Origin of the sequence: Comamonas brasiliensis (genome assembly GCF_018292285.1) — a bacterium.
GTDB lineage: Bacteria > Pseudomonadota > Gammaproteobacteria > Burkholderiales > Burkholderiaceae_C > Comamonas > Comamonas brasiliensis.
The window spans coordinates 875,353-892,809 of record NZ_JAANES010000001.1; the positions used below are offsets into that span (position 1 = coordinate 875,353).

A 17,457-nucleotide genomic window follows, 5' to 3' on the forward strand; every position below is an offset into this window, starting at 1 on the left:
AAAATGTTAGCTCTCAAAAAATGAGTGAAAAACCCGTGCTACAATTGCTTCATCGAACAGAACAACAGGCGCGTAGCTCAGCTGGTTAGAGCACCACCTTGACATGGTGGGGGTCGTTGGTTCGAGTCCAATCGCGCCTACCAACGTGCAGACGAAACCAGAGTCTGCAGCAAAAAAGCCCGCTGAGAAGCGGGCTTTTTTGTTTCCGGGACACGGCAGGAGATGGAGCAGGTGCGCATTGCCTCCAGACATCGGCACTCTAATGTACACATCCCGAACGGCACCCGGACACAGTGCCGTCCATCGCAGCCCATTCACTGAAGCGCGCAGTGACGTAGTGACGCAAGCGTTGTCATGGCTGTTGCGAGGCGCTCGCTTTTTGGGGGAAGACATTCCAGTGCAGCAGCAGTTCCTGACGACAAAGCAGGTGGGTCAGGGTAAAGCCAGCTTATCCCGGCAAGCGCCTTCGAATATGATTTTTCAATGCGCTATGAGTTGACCGATCTCCGCCTGTTTCTTGAAATTGCCCAGGCAGGCAGCCTGACCGCGGGGGCATCGGCAGTGTTCATCACTCCATCTGCTGCGAGTTACCGGCTCAAGAATCTGGAGCAGGCAATGGGTACGGCGCTGTTCGAGCGCACACCCAGGGGGATGGAGCTGTCACCTGCCGGCGACGCTGTACTGACGCATGTGCGAGAGATCTTTGAAGGTATAGAGCGCATGCAGGGCGATGTGAGCCGTTTCATCTCCGGCATCAAGGGACACGTGCGCCTAGTGGCCAACAGCAGCTCTCTCAATGGCTTTATCACCCAGACTCTGGGACGCTTTCTTGTGGCCTACCCAGGTATCGATGCCGAAGTGGACGAACGTCAGAGCGAGACGATTCCATCGGCAGTGCTTGCGCGCGAAGCGGATATCGGCATTTTCGCAGGTGAAACGGATGTCGAGGGCTTGAGCATCCATCCGTACGCGGTGGACCGCCTGGTGATAGTCGCGCCGCGGGATCACCTGCTGGCATCGCAGCACGGCATTCGTCTGGCTGCAGCCTTGGACTTCGATTTTGTCTGCACGAGCAGAGCCAGCAGCAACTACTTGTTCTTGCGGGACACGGCCACCAGATACGGGCGGTCGGTGAGAGCCAGATTGCATACCCATGGCTTTGAGTCAGTGCTGTCTCTGGTGGCTTCCGGAGTGGGCGTGGCCCTTGTTCCGACCAGCGTGCTGGCGAATCGGCAGCAGGCCAAGCTCTTGGCCGTCATCGAGCTGGATGAACCATGGGCTCTGCGCAAGCTGAATCTGGCGGTCCGGAAAGATGCTCGCTTTCCCAATTTCATCACCGCCTGCATGAATTTCCTTCTGGAAGATCCCCTGGTCGCAGCGACACGACTGCAGTTGCCGACCCCAGCCACGGAATAGTGGCTTTCACGCGCTCTGGGCGCGTGAACAAGCCATCGCATCCAAGTCTCCTATCAAATTCTCAAACATAGCGTTCGAATCTTTCTGATTGAGCTGTCAGGTAGCGATTCATACACTGAATCGGCGCTGAAAAAGCGTTGCTAACTACAGATTGGAAGGAGACACGGATGGCGATTTCACCTCTAGGCAAAGCCTGCCCAATTGCTTGTGCCTTGGTGTTGGGATGGGCGGGTGCTTCGGCTTCGACAGGTACTGCATTGGCACAAGCTCGTGTCTATCCGAGCAAGCCTGTCACGATCATCGTTGCATTTCCTCCGGGTGGCATGACAGATATCGTCAGCCGTGCGTTGGCCAAAGAATTGTCGGAGAACCTCAAACAGCCTTTTGTGATCGAGAACCGTGCTGGGGTGGCTGGTCAAGTGGGGACCGAGTATGTCGCAAAGCAGGCGGCAGATGGCTACACCTTGTTGGTTGGCGCTACGGGCTATGTGATTGCTCCAGCGATGAAAAAGGTCGGTTATGACCCTCTCAAAAGCCTGGAGCCGGTAGCCGTTCTGGCTAGGTCGCCCAATCTGATCGTGGTGAATCCGAAGGTTCCGGCCAAGACACTTCCCGAGTTTCTGAACTGGGCCAAGACGCAGGGCTCGATTCCCTATGGAACGGCAGGCGCGGCAGGCTCCACGCATCTGGGCGGAGAGTGGCTGGGCAAGGTCACCGGATATCCATTCGTGCATGTCCCCTACAAAGGGGCTGCGCCTGCGACCAATGACGCCGTCGCAGGGCAGATCCCCATGGCCGTCCAGGACTCGATGAGCGTCTCGGCGTTCATCACATCCGGGCGTCTGCGTCCCATTGCCAATATGGCGTCCGAGCGCAGCAAACTGTTCCCTGAACTGCCAACCATGCAAGAGGCAGGATTCAAGGGCTTTGATGTCTACACCTGGCTGGGCCTGTACGCACCGGCAGGAACGCCAGCGTCCATCGTGACGATGCTGAACAAGGAGATCAGCACCATCATGAACTCTCCTGAAATGGTCGAGCGTCTGCGTTTGCAGTACAGCGAGCCTCTGGGTGTGAGGGATGTCGCCCGAACCCGCAAGTTCGTCGAAGCCGAGGTGGACAAGTGGAAGCGTGTAGTGCAGGAAACCGGTGTGAAGTCCGATGACTGAGGTCGACGCAAGCAATATGGGCGGGCGGCAGTCTGCTTCGGTGGCGGCCTGCGACAAACGTTATTTCGACGCTTTGGCCGATGGCCGTTTTGAGATTCCTCAATGTCGCGACTGTGGACAGTTCCACTTCTTTCCCCGCGTTTGCTGTCCCCACTGTGGCTCGCAGGCGATCGACTGGGTGACGGCTTCGGGAAGGGCAGTTGTGTATTCGGTGACGATTGTGCGCGCGCGCGAAGGAGCGGATTACACCGTGGTGCTGGTGAATCTCGAAGAAGGTCCCAGGCTCATGAGCCGTGTGGTCGACATCCCCGTTGATGAAGTGTGTATCGGTATGACTGTTAGAGCCCGCATCGACATGGTGGACGAAAGCCCTTTGCTGGTATTCGTCTCAGCGCCGGGGGGACAGGAATGAATGCAGCATTTCCAAGAGGTTCCATCGCCATCCTCGGTACCGGCATGGCCGGCATGGGGCATGCGGGTGGTGCCACGGAGCAGGAAATCATCGCACAGGCATCCTGCATGGCAATCGAGCGCAGCGGTCTACGTAAATCCGATATCGACGGCATCATCACTTCCAGTCTCACCTCGCCCTGGTGGGTGATGCGCATGGCGGAGTACATGGGCATTCGTCCTCGGTTTTCCGACAGCACCATGTTTGGTGGCTCGGCCTTCATCGCAGACCTGAAGATCGCACAGATGGCGATCGATGCGGGGGAGTGCGAGAACGTGCTGATCTGCTATGGAAGCACGCCCCGCAGCGTGCCCAGCAGCTCGCGCGTCAATCAGATGCGCGCCGAGCTGGACCCTCAGCCCTACGAGCATCCCTACAAGGCCTTCAATCCGGTGTCCAGTTACTCGTTGGCGGCGGCTCGCCATATGTATGAGTACGGCACGACACGCAAGCAACTGGCAGAAGTGGCTGTGGCTGCGCGCAAATGGGCACAGCTCAATCCGGATGCGTTTTCCAGGAAAACCTTGACGGTTGATGAGGTGATCAACTCCAGGATGATCTCGGATCCGCTGACCGTGCTCGATTGTTGCTTGGTCACGGACGGCGCGGGCGCGATCGTTGTCAGCTCCTCTCAGCGAGCCAGGAGTCTGCATGACAAGCCCATCTATGTACTGGGGAGCGGCTATGCCCATTGGCATCGTCAGATCTCGTGCATGGAAGACCTGACTGTGACGCCTGCAGTGGGGTCGGGTCGCAAGGCGTTTGCGCAGGCCGGGCTTGCACCGGCCGACGTGGATGTGGTGCAGCTATACGACGCCTTCACCATCAACCCCATTCTGTTTCTCGAGGACTTGGGCTTTTGCAGCAAGGGCGAGGGCGGAGCGTTTATCGAGGGAGGTCGGATCGAACCGGGCGGCGCCTTCCCCATGAACACCAATGGGGGTGGACTGTCGTGCGTGCATCCGGGCATGTACAGCATTTTCCTGATCATCGAGGCCGTGACGCAGCTGCGTGCACAGGCAGATGCACGCCAGGTGCCGGGTGCAGAAGTGGCACTGGTGCATGGCAACGGAGGTGTGCTTTCCAGTCAGGCCACAGCCATCCTGGCTTCGTCACTGTAGAAGGAGCAGACACATGATCGACAAGATTCTCGATTCGGCAGCGCAGGCGGTGGCCGATATCGCCGACGGCTCCTGCATTCTGGTCAGCGGGTTTGGCTTGGCGGGTCAGCCCAATGCATTGCTGGATGCTCTCTATGAACAGGGGGCGAGTGAACTCACCGTGGTTTGCAACAACAGCGGCAGCCGGGATGTCGGTTTCGCTCGGCTGATTCGCGCCGGCAGAGTACGCAAGCTGCTTGCCTCCTATCCACGCGGTGCCCAATCAGACGCCTTCGAGAGTGCTTATGCCCAGGGGCGCATCGAGTACGAATGCGTCCCCCAGGGCACGCTGGCCGAGCGCTTGCGCGCTGCAGGCGCTGGACTGGGTGGATTCCTGACGCCCACGGGCTACGGAACAGAGCTGGCCGCGGGCAAGGAGACGCGCGTCATCGACGGCGTCGGCTATGTTTTCGAGCAACCTTTGCATGGCGACTATGCGTTGGTGCAGGCGTTTGTGGCTGACCGTTGGGGCAATCTGCTGTATCGCAAGGCGGCTCGCAATTTCGGTCCGATCATGTGCATGGCGGCGAAGGTGACGATTGTGCAGGTAGCAGAGGTTGCGACGCTTGGGGAGCTGAATCCAGAGAGCATTGTTACGCCCGGAATTTTCGTGCAACGCGTGGTCGTGAATGCCGCATCTGCTCAGGAGCGATGCGCATGAAGCAAGGAATGACACGCCAGCAGATGGCACAGCGTGTGGCCAGGGATATTCCTGCAGGTGCTTACGTCAATCTTGGAATTGGTCTGCCTGTCACGGTGCTCGATCACTTCAAGCCTGAAGACGAAATCGTGGTGCACAGCGAGAACGGCATTCTCGGTATGCGTGCGCTGCTTGAAGGCGAGGCGCCAGATCCGGACATGTCTAACGCCGCCAAGCTGCCTGTGAATATTCGCGCTGGTGGCAGCTTTTTCCATCACGCAGATTCCTTTGCCATGATGCGTGGCGGGCATCTGGACTTCTGCATTCTGGGTGGATACGAGGTCTCGGAACACGGTGATCTCGCCAACTGGTCTTTGGGGCAGAAGAACGTGGCGACCGCAGTGGGCGGTGCTATGGATCTGGCGGTGGGGGCCAAGGCCGTTTACGTGCTCATGGAGCATGTCACGCGAGAGGGCAGGCCGCGCATTGTGAGTCAATGCAGCTTGCCTTTGACGGGGCGGCGTGTCGTCAAGCGCATCTACACCGATCTGGCTGTCATCGATGTTAGGCCCCAGGGGCTTGTTGTCATCGATATGGTGGAGGGGATGGACGAACAGACCCTCGAAGCATGCACTGAGGCCGATTTGCGGTTCGAGCTGGAAAGGGCGCAGTCATGATCGACTCCTCCGACAGCTTCGCACTGGAAGCGTTCCGTGATGAAGTGCGCGTCTTTCTCGCAGAACAGCTTCCGACCGATCTGCGGCGCAAAGTGCACGAGCACAAGCGTCTCAAGAAGGAGGATTTCCTGCGCTGGCAATCCATCTTGCGCCGAAGGGGCTGGGCTGCACCCAATTGGCCGAGCGAGTATGGCGGGACGGGGTGGTCGCTGGCGCAGCGGCTTGTCTTTGATGATGAATGTGCAATCGCAGGCGCTCCTGAAACCGTTCCCTTCGGACTGCGAATGGTTGCTCCGGTACTGATGAAGTACGGCACACAGCAGCAGAAAGACCACTATTTGCCACGGATACTGTCTGGTGAAGACTGGTGGTGTCAGGGTTATTCGGAGCCGGGATCCGGGTCTGACCTGGCTTCGCTGCGCACTTGTGCGGAGTTGAAGGATGGCGAGTTCATCGTTCATGGTCAGAAGACCTGGACGACCTATGCGCAGTATGCAGACATGATGTTTTGTCTGGTTCGGACGGACCCACAGGCCAAGGCGCAGTCCGGCATTTCCTTTTTGCTCATCGATATGAGGTCGGAAGGCGTCACCGTGCGTCCGATCCGCACCATCGACGGCGACACTGAAATCAATGAAGTGTTTCTTGACGGAGTGCGTGTTCCCGAGAGCAACCTGGTGGGCGAGCTGAACCGGGGCTGGACTTGCGCCAAGTATCTGCTGTCGCATGAGCGCTTTGGCGCAGCCCGCGTCGGCCGCTGCAAGCGGGAGCTGACATTTCTGAAACGTCTGCTGGAGGAGCGAATCGTCGATGGTGTTTCCCTGGCGCAGCGTGCGGACTGGGTGCAGAACGTGGCGCGCCTTGATCTGGAGCTGCTCGCGCTTGAAGCCTCTGTTCAGCGTTTGCTGCGTCAGACCGAGGGCGGGACAGGCAATGGGGCGGAAGCTTCGGTACTCAAGCTCATCGGCACGACGTTGGCGCAGGCGATTACCGAGCGCCAGCTCGAGGCGGCCGGCCCCTTGGCTCTGGAGTTCAGTCAACAGGCATTCGAGTTGGTGCCGTCCGAGCCGGAAAGCTCCGTATCAACGCTGGCGGGCTTCTATCTGAATCTTCGAAAGATCTCGATCTATGGGGGGACGGACGAAGTGCAGCGAAACATCATTGCCAAAATGGCTCTGGGACTGTGAGCGTCATGAGAGATTATCTGAACGACGAGCAACGCCAACTGGTGGATTCGCTGGAGCGCTATCTGGAACGGAAACACCCCATTCCCGCATCCGGTATCCCCTGCTGCACTGCTGGGCAGCTCAGTTCCGCTTCGGTGCATTGGGGGGGATTCGCCAACTTCGGCCTCCTCGCTCTTACGGTGGACGAAAGCCGTGGAGGCATCCAGGATGATCCGATAGCTGTGCATGCGATCATGGAAAACTTTGGGCGCCACTTGGTGCTGGAGCCCTATGTAGCAACCGTGGTACAGGCGGCTTGTCTGTTGGCTGCGGGCAGGGAACAGCTTGCCAATGAGATCCTGGCACTGGTTCTGGCCGGTGATTGTCAGATCTCCATCGCCCATGCGGAGGAGCAGACCGACTACAGCCTGCACAATGTCAGCACCCGGGCCGAGTTCTTGGAGCAAGGATGGGTGCTGGACGGCCACAAGGTGGGTGTGCATCATGCGCAGCAGGCGGATATGTGGCTGGTGCTTGCCAGAACGCGTGGATCGGACCTGCAAACGGATGGTCTTTCCCTGTTCATGGTGAGACCGCAGACGCCTGGTATCAGTGTCCGCTCCTATTTCAACCTCGACGGATCTTCGGCGTCCGACATCTGGTTCGACAAGGTTCAGCTGCCCAAGTCCAGCCTGCTTGGAGAGCTCCATCTGGCCTGGCCGCTGTTCGAGCATGTCTGTGCCAGAGCAAATGCTGCCCTGTGTGCCGAGTCCGTAGGAATCATGTCTGCCGTACTGGAGGCCACGCTCGGATACGTGAAGGAGCGCAAGCAGTTTGGCAGCTCGATCGGCAGCTTTCAAGCCATTCAGCACCGTCTGGTGGACATGTATATGCAGCTTGAGAAGTCGCGCTCGCTGTCGCAAAAGGCCAGCGCCATGGTGCACTCTGAAGGGATTTCTGGCTGTGGTTTCGGCGGCCAAGGCCATGTGCAGCCAGACGGCCCGGTTCATCTGTCAGAGTGCGATTCAGCTGCATGGCGGCATAGGCATGACGGACGAGCTGGCGCTCGGCAAGTTCGTCAAGAGGTTGCTGGTGCTATCCCATACCCTCGGTGACGAGCAGCACCATGTCCAGCAGTTCGCGCGCCTGACCCAGTCCCCATCCGCGATGCATTCGCTCGTGCCGCACTGAAATATGACCTCCATGAACGACTACAAGCAAGCATCTCCACTTTCCGAAACCGTGCGCTATGAAGAGCGTCAGGGCGTTGCGCTCATCGTCATCGACAATCCACCCGTCAATGGGCTGGGTGACACGGTTCGACGCGGCATTGCTCAAGGCATTGTCCGTGCCCAGGCCAATGCAGCCGTGAAGGCGGTGGTGCTGCGCGGACAGGGCAAGGTCTTCTGCGGCGGCGCGGACATTCGCCAGTTCAACACAGCGGCTGCGACGGCAAGCCCCATGTTGCGTCAGGTCAACCTATCCATAGAGCGGTGCACCAAGCCCGTGGTGGCCTGCATTCACGGTGTAGCGCTGGGCGGTGGGCTGGAGCTGGCGCTGGCCTGTCACTACCGAGTCGCAGATTCATCCGCACGAATGGGGCTGCCTGAGGTGAATCTGGGGCTGGTCCCCGGTGGTGGAGGGACGCAACGGCTTCCACGGTTGATTGGGGTGGCGGATGCCGCCCGGCTGATCACCTCGGGCAAGCATGTCGGAGCCAAGGAGGCTTTGCAGCTCGGTCTGGTGGATGCAATTTTCGAGGACGATCTGGAGCAGGCATGCATGGCGTTTGCACTGAGCATGGCGGACAGTCATCCGGTGCTGCCGGTGCTGGCCGACATCCAGGTTCCCCCGCCCGAGGGCGAGCTGCCAGATTTCGACCGTCTTCACATAGGCATCAATCCCAAGGCCCGTAACGCTATTGCGCAGCGCGCTGCCATCCTGTGCGTGAAAAGCGCCATGGACTTGCCTTTCGAGCAGGGTCTAGACAAGGAGCGTGAACTGTTTGAGGAACTGGTTGCCGGTGAGCCTTCCAAGTCCTTGCGCCACATGTTCTTTGCCGAGAAGGAGGCGGCAAAATTTGTCGGCAAGGACTGCGATGTGGCAGAGGGGCATATTTGTCGTGTCGGTATTCTAGGCGCGGGCACCATGGGCGGCGGCATTGCGATGGCGTTTGCGAATGCAGGCATTCCCGTTGTCTTGTGCGAGCGAGAGCAGGCGGCACTGGACCGCGGCATGGCACTGATCGAGCGCAACTATCAAATTTCCGTATCGCGTGGAGGGCTTACTGCCGAAGCGGTAAAGGAAAGGATGCAGCACATTCAGCGGACATTGGACCTGTCGGCGTTCGCAGAGGTTGATCTGGTCATAGAAGCTGTTTTCGAAGACATGGCGGTCAAGCGCGATGTGTTTGTGCAGCTCGACAGGATCTGCAGAAAGGGTGCGATTCTAGCCACCAATACATCTCGGCTGAACATCAACGAAATAGCTGCTGTCACCAGGCGACCCAACGACGTCATCGGCCTGCACTTTTTCAGTCCGGCCAACGTGATGAAGTTGCTGGAAGTCGTGCGTGGGGAGCTCACCGCCGATGCTGTCATCGCGCGCTGCATGCAGATGGCCGTGGCTATCGGCAAGATCCCCGTGCTGGTCGGCGTTTGTGAGGGTTTTGTGGGCAATCGCATGCTGACAGGGTACTGGCGAGAAGCGGGATTTCTGCTTGAAGAGGGCGCCACGGTGCAGCAGATCGATGCAGCCATGCAGGCATTCGGCTTTGCGATGGGACCGCTTGCCATGGCCGATCTCGCGGGGCTGGACATCAACTGGGCGACACGCAAGCGTCTTGCATCCACGAGGGCATCTCATCTGCGTTACTCCAGGGTGGCTGACAGTATCTGTGAGCAGGGCCGCTTTGGCCAGAAGACCGGCGCCGGCTATTACCGTTACGAAGCCGGCAATCGCACACCAATTTCTGATCCCTTCGTCGAAGCGCTCATTACAGACTGCGCACGCGAGGCCGGCATCGAGAGGCGTCGGGTCAGCGATGAGGAAATCGTCGAACGCTGTGTGCTTGCGCTGGTCAACGAGGGTGCGCGCATCGTCGACGAAGGAATCGCTCAACGCGCCTCAGATGTGGATGTGGTGTATGTCAATGGCTATGGCTTTCCTGCATGGCGGGGTGGGCCTATGTTTTATGCACAGAGCCTGGGGTGGACGCAGGTTCTCGCAAAGATTCGGGATCTGCATACCCGGCATGGCGAGCACTGGATTGTGGCGCCATGGATTGAAAAACAAGCCTTGAACGACATATTGGCCCAGCCATGAGCACCTCCGCTTTCGTCCTCCCAGAGGGATTTGAGGAGCATGTGTCACCCAGCAGCTTCGTGCTTGCGCAAGGCCCCATGTACAAGAAGCAGCTAGAAGACGGAGCGAGCATCATAGGAGTGAGGGTGCGCGAGCAGCATCTCAATCTGCACGGCATCGCACATGGCGGCTTTGTGGCGACGGTGGTCGACAACGCCATTGGCTACAACGTGGCGACGGCACTTTCCGGCTCGATAGTTACGGCTCAAATGAACATCGACTACCTGTCTTGTGCACGCATGGGAGACTGGATCGAGGCCGAAGTGCTGATCACCCGCAGGGGCAGGCGTATGTGCTTTGCCGAGTGCACTTTGCGCAATGGCAACGCGTTGATGGCGCGAGCCAGCTGCATTCTCGTGCCCATCTCCTGAGGTGTTCAGACACGGCCGATTTCAGGCGTGTCGTCAGTCCGGAAGACCATCCAAATTCCGCGAACTCCGAATGCAAAAATGGCCAATTGACCCAGGGAAAGCCCGCTCCAAGAATACAGAAAAATTTTGGAGATGTGATGCTTGCGAATGCACTGGATGGAGTCCGTGTCGTGGACTTGTCAAGAATTCTGGCTGGGCCATGGTGCACCCAGAATCTGGCTGATCTTGGCGCGAATGTCCTCAAGATCGAACGCCCTCAAACAGGGGACGATACCCGAAGCTGGGGCCCCCCGTTCCTGACTTCGGAAAGCGGTGAGCGGGTAGCTGCCTATTTCCTCTCCTGTAATCGAGGCAAGCAATCCGTCACGCTGGACTTTACGAGAGAGGCAGAAGTTGCCTGGCTGCTGCGCCAGATTCAGGATGCCGACGTGGTGGTCGAAAACTACAAGGTCGGAACGCTGGCTCGCTATGGTCTTGACTACGACAGCTTGGCGCGTATCAACCCGAGACTGGTATACCTGTCAGTCACGGGGTTCGGACAGACAGGCCCTTTTGCGCAAAAGCCCGGATATGACTACATCTTCCAGGGCATGGGTGGCTTGATGAGCTACACAGGCATTGCCGACGGTGAAGAGGGGGCAGGCCCCTTGCGCACCGGCGTGGCCGTGGTGGATCTGATGACGGGAATGTATGCCACCAGCGCGGTGCTCGCGGCCTTGGTGCAGCGTGGACGCTCCGGGCTGGGTCAGCACCTTGATATCGCACTGCTGGATGTGGCGGTGGCGATGAATGCCAATCAGGGAGCCAACTTTCTGGTTTCCGGTGAGAAGCCGGCGCGCATCGGCAATATGCACCCCAATCTCGCTCCGTATGAAGTCTTTGAATGCAGCGATGGGCACATCATCCTGGCAATAGGCAACGACACTCAGTTTTCGGCCTTTTGCAAGCTCATGAAGAGTGAATGGCACCTGCAGCCCGAATTTGCGACAAATGCGGGACGCCTGACGAATCTGGCGCAACTCAGGCCGCTGTTGCGCGCTGTATTGATGCACTGGAAGGCTGCCGATCTGGGCCTTGCCCTCGATATCAATGGCATCTCCTGGGGAAACATCAACAGTCTGGAGCAGGTCTTCCTGCATCCGCAGGTGATCCATCGTCAGATGCTTCAGACCGTCGAGCACCCCGAACTGGGCAAGCTGCAACTTGTGCGCAACCCCATGCTGCCGCCGGGCTCTGGATTGCAGATTTGTCCGCCGCCCACGCTGGGGCCGGCCGCAGCCGCATCTGCAACTGAGCCATTTGCAACTGAGTCATTTCCCGTCAGCCTTCCAGCGGACGAATGATGCCGATGCTGACCAAAGCATCTGATCTTGCTTTTGTATAACAGGAGACGTGAATGAAGCCTTTGAAATCTCTGCTCGCCTTGACTCTTGGTCTTGGCGCCATGTCCATGGCTCAGGCTGCCGGCGCCACTTCCTATCCGGATCGTCCCATACGGCTTGTCGTCCCCTACGCCGTGGGCGGAGCTACCGATGTCATCGGGCGTGTGATGGCACGCTATCTTGGCGAGGCGCTCGGACAATCCATCGTCGTGGAAAACAAGCCCGGAGCCGGGGGAAGCACAGGTTCGCAGTACGCTTCGAAGCAGGCTGCCGACGGCTACACATTGGTCATGATGGTGGAGAGCTCACATGCAGTGAATCCCAATGTCTACGCCAAGCCAGCCTACGATGCGGTGAAAGACTTCACGCCCATCAGCAATATCGCCAATGTGCCGGGCGTGATGGTGGTGAATGTTTCGTCGCCATACAAGACGGCTCAGAACGTGATTGATGAAGCCCGAAAGTCGCCCGCCAGGCTGAACTATGGCTCGTCGGGCAATGGCGGGCTGAGTCATCTGAGCGGGGCCTTGTTCGGCCATACCACCAGGACCCAGATCACCCATGTTCCATACAAGGGCCTTGGCCCCGCACTCAACGATCTGATCGCCGGCCAGATTGACGTGGTATTTGACAACATGCCCTCATCGGGTGGCCTGATCGCAGGCAATCAGCTGCGCGCCCTGGCGGTCTCCAGTCCCAAGCGTCTGGCTAATTTGCCTAACGTACCTACCTATGCTGAAGTTGGACTGAAGCCCATGAACGATATGTCCTGGTACGGGCTGGGTGCACCTGCCGGGCTGGATGCAGCGGTGTTGAACAAGCTGAGTGTTGCAGCCAGGACCGCGTTACAGAATCCTGAACTGATCAAGACGATAGAACAGCAAGGTGCGATGGTCGATTACCAGTCACCACAGCAGTTTCGCGACACGGTAGAGCGGGCCAACAAGGCATGGGCCAAGCTCATCAAGGACATCGGCTTCAAGAAACTCTGACAGGACAATCATGTATACCCAAGTCACCTATCTCACCTCGACCACTGCAGTGCTGTCCATCACAGACGCCGGTGTTCTCAACGTATTGAGCACGCCCGTCATCCAAGGCCTGATCCAGGCGCTCAGCGAGCTGGCGGAAAACAAAGAGCTGCATTGTCTTGTGCTGAGAGGCTCGGGTTCGCGAGCCTTCGTCGCGGGAGCCGACATCAAGGAGCTGGCTAGCTTGAATGCAGGTGCCGGGCGCGCCTTCATCAGCGGTCTGCGCGACCTCTGCAATGCCGTGCGGCACTTCCCGGTGCCCGTCATCGTGCGCCTGGAGGGACATACTCTTGGCGGAGGCTTGGAGCTGGCGATGGCTGGCGATTTGCGCATTGCCGCCGATAACGCCGTTGTTGGCATGCCCGAGGTGAAGGTCGGAATCCCTTCGGTGATCCATGCCGCCATGATGCCGTCCCAGATCGGCACAACACGCGCCGCCTGGCTGTTGCTGACTGGAGAGAACATCGCGGCGACGCAGGCCCGGGAATGGGGTCTGATCAACGAATGTGTCCCTGAGGCCAGACTCGATGAACGCATTCAGGAGATTGCTGCCGGCCTGGCGGAAGTCGGCCCCATGGTGTTGCGACAGCAGAAAAAGCTGTTGCGACGCTGGGAGCGCATGGCACTGGATGCAGCGGTTGATGACAGCATTGCCGAGTTCGGCGCGGCTTTCCAGACCGGCGAGCCACAGCAGCATATGAATGCTTTCTTGCGAAGAAAGGCCGAAAAGCAGGAGTCCCGGTAGGTCCTCGCCATTCAACTGCTGAGTCACGCCCGACTCGCAGAGGCTGTGGCTTGCCAGCAGCGGTCTGAAGCAGCCAGCCCGGAAAAGTGCAGATTGGCTGCTTCAGGCTGACCGCAGACTTCCCCCGACCGACTGACTGAAATATCGGCTGAAAGTCGTCGACTAAGCTAATACCGGCTTTGTGGTAGCGGCTTCAGCTTAAGCACTGTGGCTGCGAGCCGCTCGGGCTGCATGTGGCCTGGCTACCAGGTATGCGCATAGCTGATTCGAAGTACGGTGCCTGCCGCTGGAAGGCGGCTGGTGTTGTTGTTGCTTCGAAGCAGCTGGCTGTACAGCGGGAAGTAGTTGCGGTTGAGCAAATTCTCCACACCCAGTGAGACACGGTTCTTCGGGTCGATTTTCCACTGGCTGATCAGGTCCACCGTGGTGTAGCCCTTGGTGTCGTAGCGGCCGAAGCTTGTCTTGCCGTCCAGGCGATAGTCTCTGGAGGCATAGGAGGTAGCCTGGACTCGATGGCTCCAGCTGGCACTGGGGCGATATTCCACGTATGCGGTCAGTTTGAGGGGCGGAATCCGGTAGCCCGTCATGCTTTGATAAAGGCCCGAGCCCTGTGGCAGCTCGCGTCCTTTCATCCAGGTGAGACTGCCGCCGCTGGTCCAGCGGTCATCGTCGCTGAAATAGTCCAGGCTGGCTTCGAGTCCATGGATTTTTTCCTTGGTTCGCAGGAGAGTGAGGCCGTTGTTGAAGCTTTGCACGGCGCCGAGATCGGACTGCGATTGAAAGGCTCCCAGGTTGGCGATGACATTCGAGAACTTCCCGCGCCAGCCGATCTCTACGGTGTCGGTTTTGACGGCCTGCAGATTGGAGTTGCCGATGTTGAAGCCTGCCGTGGCATTGCGCACGACGACCCCGATATCCGGCAGCTCGAAACCCTGGCTGTACGAGGCATAGAGTTCATGTCCCTTGGTCGGCGTGAAAACCGTGCCCAGGTTATAGGTCCATGAGCCATATTTCACGGTACCGCCAGCCACGGATTGGGGGCTCGGCAGCCTTGATTGCGACAAAGGGCTGAAGTCGCTGAAGCTGGCTTGGGCGCGGTCGTAGCGGGCGCCGCCTTCCACGGACCACTTGTCGCTGAATTTGTGCTGCAGCTGGGCAAAGGCGCCAATGCTGCGCGTGGTGACCGGTGGCATATAGATCAGGCGGCCGATCTTGTTGAACACCAGTCCTTTGCTGGCGTCATAGGCTTTGGGATCAAAGATATCGATCGGCATGTCGGTGCGCTCTTGGTTGAAGTCCGCACCCCAGATCAGCAAGCTGTTCTTCTTTTGTCCTAGAGGTGTCTTGATGGTCAGGCGTCCACCGAAGACATTGGAGTTCTGCATCGATTGATCGACGTTGGCACCCCGAACCGCGACGGCTCGGGCGTCGAAGGGCGCGAAGCGCGTGTAGAAATCCCGGTAGTAGAGCTGAGCCGCCAAGGTGCTGCCTGCAAGGTCGCGGTTCTCGTAGTCAAGTCCCAGCATGGTGTTCTTGATCTGGTTCTGGTCCGCAAGCACCAGACCTTTGATCGGCCTGGCGGCAGCCGTGCCGGCAGGCAGGCGGGCCACCGACGGGTCGGATGCATAGTCGGTGTCCTGGCTGGCGTTGTAGTGGCTCGCCGAGAACTGCAGCCGTTGATTTGCATCCAGCTTGAAGCCAATCTTGGCCGATGCGTTGTAGATGTTGGAGTCGAACAAGTCTCCCTGGCTAGGCTCCGGAGCGATGCGGCTTCCCTTGGCATCGAATGAGCCACCCACATGTTTGGCGCCCAGGCTGACCGAATAGTCGACGACGTCGCCGCCGCCAGACAGGTAATGCTGCACTTCGGCCCCAAGTCCTGCGGCCTTGGGCCTGAACAGCGGTGACGATCCGGTTACGACAGTCTCTGCCTTGGTCTCGCCGGAGGGGCGCTTGGTGCGTACGGAGACGATGCCGCCTGCGGCACCACTTCCATAGATGGCGCTGCTGCCGCGCAGCACTTCGATCTGCTCGATGTCGGCAGGATTGATGTTGGCGAGGTTTCGGGAGGAGTCTCGGTTGGTGTTGAGCGGAACGCCGTCGACCAGAATCAGCATGTTCCGCCCGCGCAGTGTCTGACCATAGTCCGTGATGGTGTGGCTGGAGTCGGCCATGCCCGGAACCACCTTGCTGAGCATGGTGGCCAGGCTGTCGGAGCCTTGTCTAAGTTGCTGAACTTCTTCGCCTTCGAGCAGACTGATCTGACGTGCCGGGGACATGAGATTGTTCTGGGTACGAGCCGTCACCGTTACGGCGGCAAGCTCCGGAGTGCCAGACTTTTCGGTGGATGCGGAGGCGTCGCTCTGAGGTGCAGTGGACGCTGTGGTTGCCTTGGCAGCCGGTGCGGCTTCCAGTGCGTAGTTGCTGGCGCCCAGCCGGCGGACATGCAGCCCCGAGCTTTCCAGCAAGCGCGCAAAGCCGCTATCGATGGTGTGGGGGCCCGACAGACCGGGGGTGCGCTGATTCCTGAGCAGGTCCGGGTCCATGCTGAGGTTGATGCCTGCCTGAGCGGCAAACTCCATCAGTGCGGGACCGAGCGGGCCGGCGGAGATCTGATAGGTCTGTTGCGCGGGACGGGCAATGGGCTCTGCTGCGTACGTCGCAGGCGCGTACAGGCTCAGGGTCGCGGTGCCAAGGGCAGCGACCAGAGCGCCTTTGACGGCAAGGGTGACCGGATGCAGCGGCACCGCAAGTGAATTTGTGTGGGAGTGCGGCGAGCGCAGTGCAGGCATGGTTTTCAGTCCTCGTTGGCTGTCAATGAATGGGTCTTGATGTGCTTGACAGGCGAGCTGGAAAAACCGGACAGCGATGCGACAAAAAATTGCGCCACTGTCCGGAACCCATCGATACCGGACGGCGCAGCAGAGCCGCCTCAGGAGGATGTGACCGTCACCCAGTAAGCGGTGCGCTCCTGGGTGCGTATGGGGAGGGTCTGCGTCAGCAGCTCCAGAATGCGGTCCGTGTCGCGGAGCTGGAATACGCCGGAGACGCGTAGTTCGGCGACGCTGGGGTCGCATTGCAGGACTCCCTGGCGGTAGCGTTGCAACTCTGCCAGGAAGTCGGCCAGACGCATGCTGTGCGCATGCAGGACGCCTCTGGTCCAGGCGTCTGCATGGGATGGCAGCGGGGTGACGGTGCCTGGATTGCGGGCATCGAAGGTCACTTGCTCGCCAGCTTGCACGACCAGAGTCTGCGTGGAGTGGCTGGGCATCACCTGAACCGCTCCTTGCAGAACGGACAGCGTCGTGCTCTGTGCATGCTTGCGCACGGTGAATCTGGTGCCCAGCGCCTTTAGTTCACCATCGCTTGTTTGGACGATGAACGGCAGGGCCTGGTAGGTGCTCGTATGCGAGGTCTCCACCAGAATTTCACCTGCGTAGTGATGAAGCCGACGTGCTTCGCTGTCGAACCGTGCGCTGATGGCAGAGGCGGTGTTCAGCAGTACATGGCTGTTGTCGGCCAGTGTCACCTCGCGTGTCTCGCCCGTGGCTGTCCTGAAGTCAGCATGCCATATCTGCCATGGCAGATAGCGGTATGAGAACCAGCCCAGCATGGGAGTCGCCAGTGCAAGTGCCGTCGCGCGCAGCATATGCCGGCGATTTCCGGCTGAGCGTGGACGATCAAGTACGGCCATGCCAACTGCCGGGGGGACGCTGTCCATGCGAAATTGCAACTGCTCTATGCGTTGCCAGATTTGCTCGTGCCTCGCACTTAGCTTGCGCCAGCGGGCAAGCTCGGCATTCTCCGTTTCGCTGAAGTCCGAGGCATGTCGGCGAGCCAGCCATTGGGCTGCTTCATCCAGTATGCGGGTATCTGTTGCAGGCAT

General features: G+C 59.1%; 15 protein-coding genes, 1 tRNA gene and 1 pseudogene. 15 read left to right on the plus strand and 2 right to left on the minus strand.

Annotated features, from left to right (window positions below; genetic code table 11):
* Positions 1–66 precede the first annotated feature (66 nt).
* From DJFAAGMI_RS03950 to DJFAAGMI_RS04015, 15 genes and pseudogenes are all read left to right on the plus strand, one after another.
* Positions 67–143 (plus strand) — tRNA-Val (locus DJFAAGMI_RS03950).
* A gap of 340 nt (positions 144–483) precedes the next feature.
* Complete coding sequence (locus tag DJFAAGMI_RS03955; protein ID WP_211456021.1) at positions 484–1,416, plus strand: LysR substrate-binding domain-containing protein; 933 nt, start codon at positions 484–486, stop codon at positions 1,414–1,416.
* A 167-nt stretch (positions 1,417–1,583) separates the two neighbouring features.
* A complete protein-coding gene (locus DJFAAGMI_RS03960) occupies positions 1,584–2,585 on the plus strand; it encodes a tripartite tricarboxylate transporter substrate binding protein (protein ID WP_211456022.1) in 1,002 nt (333 codons plus the stop codon).
* Entirely contained in the window at positions 2,578–2,997 is a 420-nt protein-coding gene (locus DJFAAGMI_RS03965; protein ID WP_211456023.1) for a Zn-ribbon domain-containing OB-fold protein, read from the plus strand. The genes DJFAAGMI_RS03960 and DJFAAGMI_RS03965 overlap by 8 nt, the downstream gene beginning before the upstream one ends.
* The gene (locus tag DJFAAGMI_RS03970; protein ID WP_211456024.1) at positions 2,994–4,157 is read left to right on the plus strand and encodes a thiolase; all 1,164 of its coding nucleotides are present in this window, start codon (positions 2,994–2,996) and stop codon (positions 4,155–4,157) included. The genes DJFAAGMI_RS03965 and DJFAAGMI_RS03970 overlap by 4 nt, the downstream gene beginning before the upstream one ends.
* A gap of 13 nt (positions 4,158–4,170) precedes the next feature.
* Complete coding sequence (locus DJFAAGMI_RS03975) at positions 4,171–4,857, plus strand: 3-oxoacid CoA-transferase subunit A (protein WP_211456025.1); 687 nt, start codon at positions 4,171–4,173, stop codon at positions 4,855–4,857.
* The gene (locus DJFAAGMI_RS03980) at positions 4,854–5,513 is read left to right on the plus strand and encodes a 3-oxoacid CoA-transferase subunit B (RefSeq protein ID WP_211456026.1); all 660 of its coding nucleotides are present in this window, start codon (positions 4,854–4,856) and stop codon (positions 5,511–5,513) included. Before DJFAAGMI_RS03975 ends, DJFAAGMI_RS03980 begins: the two co-directional genes overlap by 4 nt.
* The gene (locus DJFAAGMI_RS03985; protein ID WP_211456720.1) at positions 5,513–6,700 is read left to right on the plus strand and encodes an acyl-CoA dehydrogenase family protein; all 1,188 of its coding nucleotides are present in this window, start codon (positions 5,513–5,515) and stop codon (positions 6,698–6,700) included. Before DJFAAGMI_RS03980 ends, DJFAAGMI_RS03985 begins: the two co-directional genes overlap by 1 nt.
* Positions 6,701–6,705: 5 nt before the next feature.
* Positions 6,706–7,617, plus strand: a pseudogene (locus DJFAAGMI_RS03990) (acyl-CoA dehydrogenase family protein); the annotation flags it as partial.
* A gap of 46 nt (positions 7,618–7,663) precedes the next feature.
* Positions 7,664–7,870, plus strand: a complete 207-nt coding sequence (locus DJFAAGMI_RS25230; RefSeq protein WP_419095586.1) for an acyl-CoA dehydrogenase family protein — start codon at positions 7,664–7,666, stop codon at positions 7,868–7,870.
* Positions 7,871–7,882: 12 nt separating this feature from the next.
* Positions 7,883–10,003, plus strand: coding sequence for a 3-hydroxyacyl-CoA dehydrogenase NAD-binding domain-containing protein (locus DJFAAGMI_RS03995; protein WP_211456028.1), 2,121 nt, complete (start codon positions 7,883–7,885; stop codon positions 10,001–10,003).
* Positions 10,000–10,413 carry a PaaI family thioesterase gene (locus DJFAAGMI_RS04000; protein WP_211456029.1) on the plus strand — a complete coding sequence of 138 codons (414 nt, stop codon included), beginning with the start codon at positions 10,000–10,002 and terminating at the stop codon, positions 10,411–10,413. The genes DJFAAGMI_RS03995 and DJFAAGMI_RS04000 overlap by 4 nt, the downstream gene beginning before the upstream one ends.
* A gap of 137 nt (positions 10,414–10,550) precedes the next feature.
* A complete protein-coding gene (locus DJFAAGMI_RS04005; RefSeq protein ID WP_249333999.1) occupies positions 10,551–11,756 on the plus strand; it encodes a CaiB/BaiF CoA transferase family protein in 1,206 nt (401 codons plus the stop codon).
* Between the two features lie 53 nt (positions 11,757–11,809).
* Complete coding sequence (locus DJFAAGMI_RS04010) at positions 11,810–12,787, plus strand: Bug family tripartite tricarboxylate transporter substrate binding protein (RefSeq protein WP_211456030.1); 978 nt, start codon at positions 11,810–11,812, stop codon at positions 12,785–12,787.
* Between the two features lie 10 nt (positions 12,788–12,797).
* The gene (locus DJFAAGMI_RS04015; protein ID WP_211456031.1) at positions 12,798–13,571 is read left to right on the plus strand and encodes an enoyl-CoA hydratase; all 774 of its coding nucleotides are present in this window, start codon (positions 12,798–12,800) and stop codon (positions 13,569–13,571) included.
* 242 nt (positions 13,572–13,813) lie between these two features.
* On the opposite strand, the gene DJFAAGMI_RS04020 is transcribed toward DJFAAGMI_RS04015, so the two are convergent.
* A complete protein-coding gene (locus tag DJFAAGMI_RS04020) occupies positions 13,814–16,363 on the minus strand; it encodes a TonB-dependent receptor (RefSeq protein ID WP_211456032.1) in 2,550 nt (849 codons plus the stop codon).
* Positions 16,364–16,503: 140 nt separating this feature from the next.
* Positions 16,504–17,457 (minus strand): FecR domain-containing protein, encoded by a 954-nt coding sequence (locus DJFAAGMI_RS04025; protein ID WP_211456033.1) that lies wholly within the window; start codon positions 17,455–17,457, stop codon positions 16,504–16,506.

Bases quoted from the DNA above. Each gene is read 5' to 3' on its own strand.
- DJFAAGMI_RS03955 (WP_211456021.1), top strand. From the start codon at position 484: ATGCGCTATGAGTTGACCGATCTCCGCCTGTTTCTTGAAATTGCCCAG.
- DJFAAGMI_RS25230 (WP_419095586.1), top strand. From the start codon at position 7,664: ATGTGCAGCCAGACGGCCCGGTTCATCTGTCAGAGTGCGATTCAGCTG.
- DJFAAGMI_RS04025 (WP_211456033.1), bottom strand. From the start codon at position 17,457: ATGCCTGCAACAGATACCCGCATACTGGATGAAGCAGCCCAATGGCTG.
- DJFAAGMI_RS04020 (WP_211456032.1), bottom strand. From the start codon at position 16,363: ATGCCTGCACTGCGCTCGCCGCACTCCCACACAAATTCACTTGCGGTG.
- DJFAAGMI_RS03970 (WP_211456024.1), top strand. From the start codon at position 2,994: ATGAATGCAGCATTTCCAAGAGGTTCCATCGCCATCCTCGGTACCGGC.
- DJFAAGMI_RS04000 (WP_211456029.1), top strand. From the start codon at position 10,000: ATGAGCACCTCCGCTTTCGTCCTCCCAGAGGGATTTGAGGAGCATGTG.
- DJFAAGMI_RS04005 (WP_249333999.1), top strand. From the start codon at position 10,551: ATGCTTGCGAATGCACTGGATGGAGTCCGTGTCGTGGACTTGTCAAGA.
- DJFAAGMI_RS03995 (WP_211456028.1), top strand. From the start codon at position 7,883: ATGAACGACTACAAGCAAGCATCTCCACTTTCCGAAACCGTGCGCTAT.
- DJFAAGMI_RS03980 (WP_211456026.1), top strand. From the start codon at position 4,854: ATGAAGCAAGGAATGACACGCCAGCAGATGGCACAGCGTGTGGCCAGG.
- DJFAAGMI_RS04015 (WP_211456031.1), top strand. From the start codon at position 12,798: ATGTATACCCAAGTCACCTATCTCACCTCGACCACTGCAGTGCTGTCC.
- DJFAAGMI_RS03965 (WP_211456023.1), top strand. From the start codon at position 2,578: ATGACTGAGGTCGACGCAAGCAATATGGGCGGGCGGCAGTCTGCTTCG.
- DJFAAGMI_RS03960 (WP_211456022.1), top strand. From the start codon at position 1,584: ATGGCGATTTCACCTCTAGGCAAAGCCTGCCCAATTGCTTGTGCCTTG.
- DJFAAGMI_RS03975 (WP_211456025.1), top strand. From the start codon at position 4,171: ATGATCGACAAGATTCTCGATTCGGCAGCGCAGGCGGTGGCCGATATC.
- DJFAAGMI_RS04010 (WP_211456030.1), top strand. From the start codon at position 11,810: ATGAAGCCTTTGAAATCTCTGCTCGCCTTGACTCTTGGTCTTGGCGCC.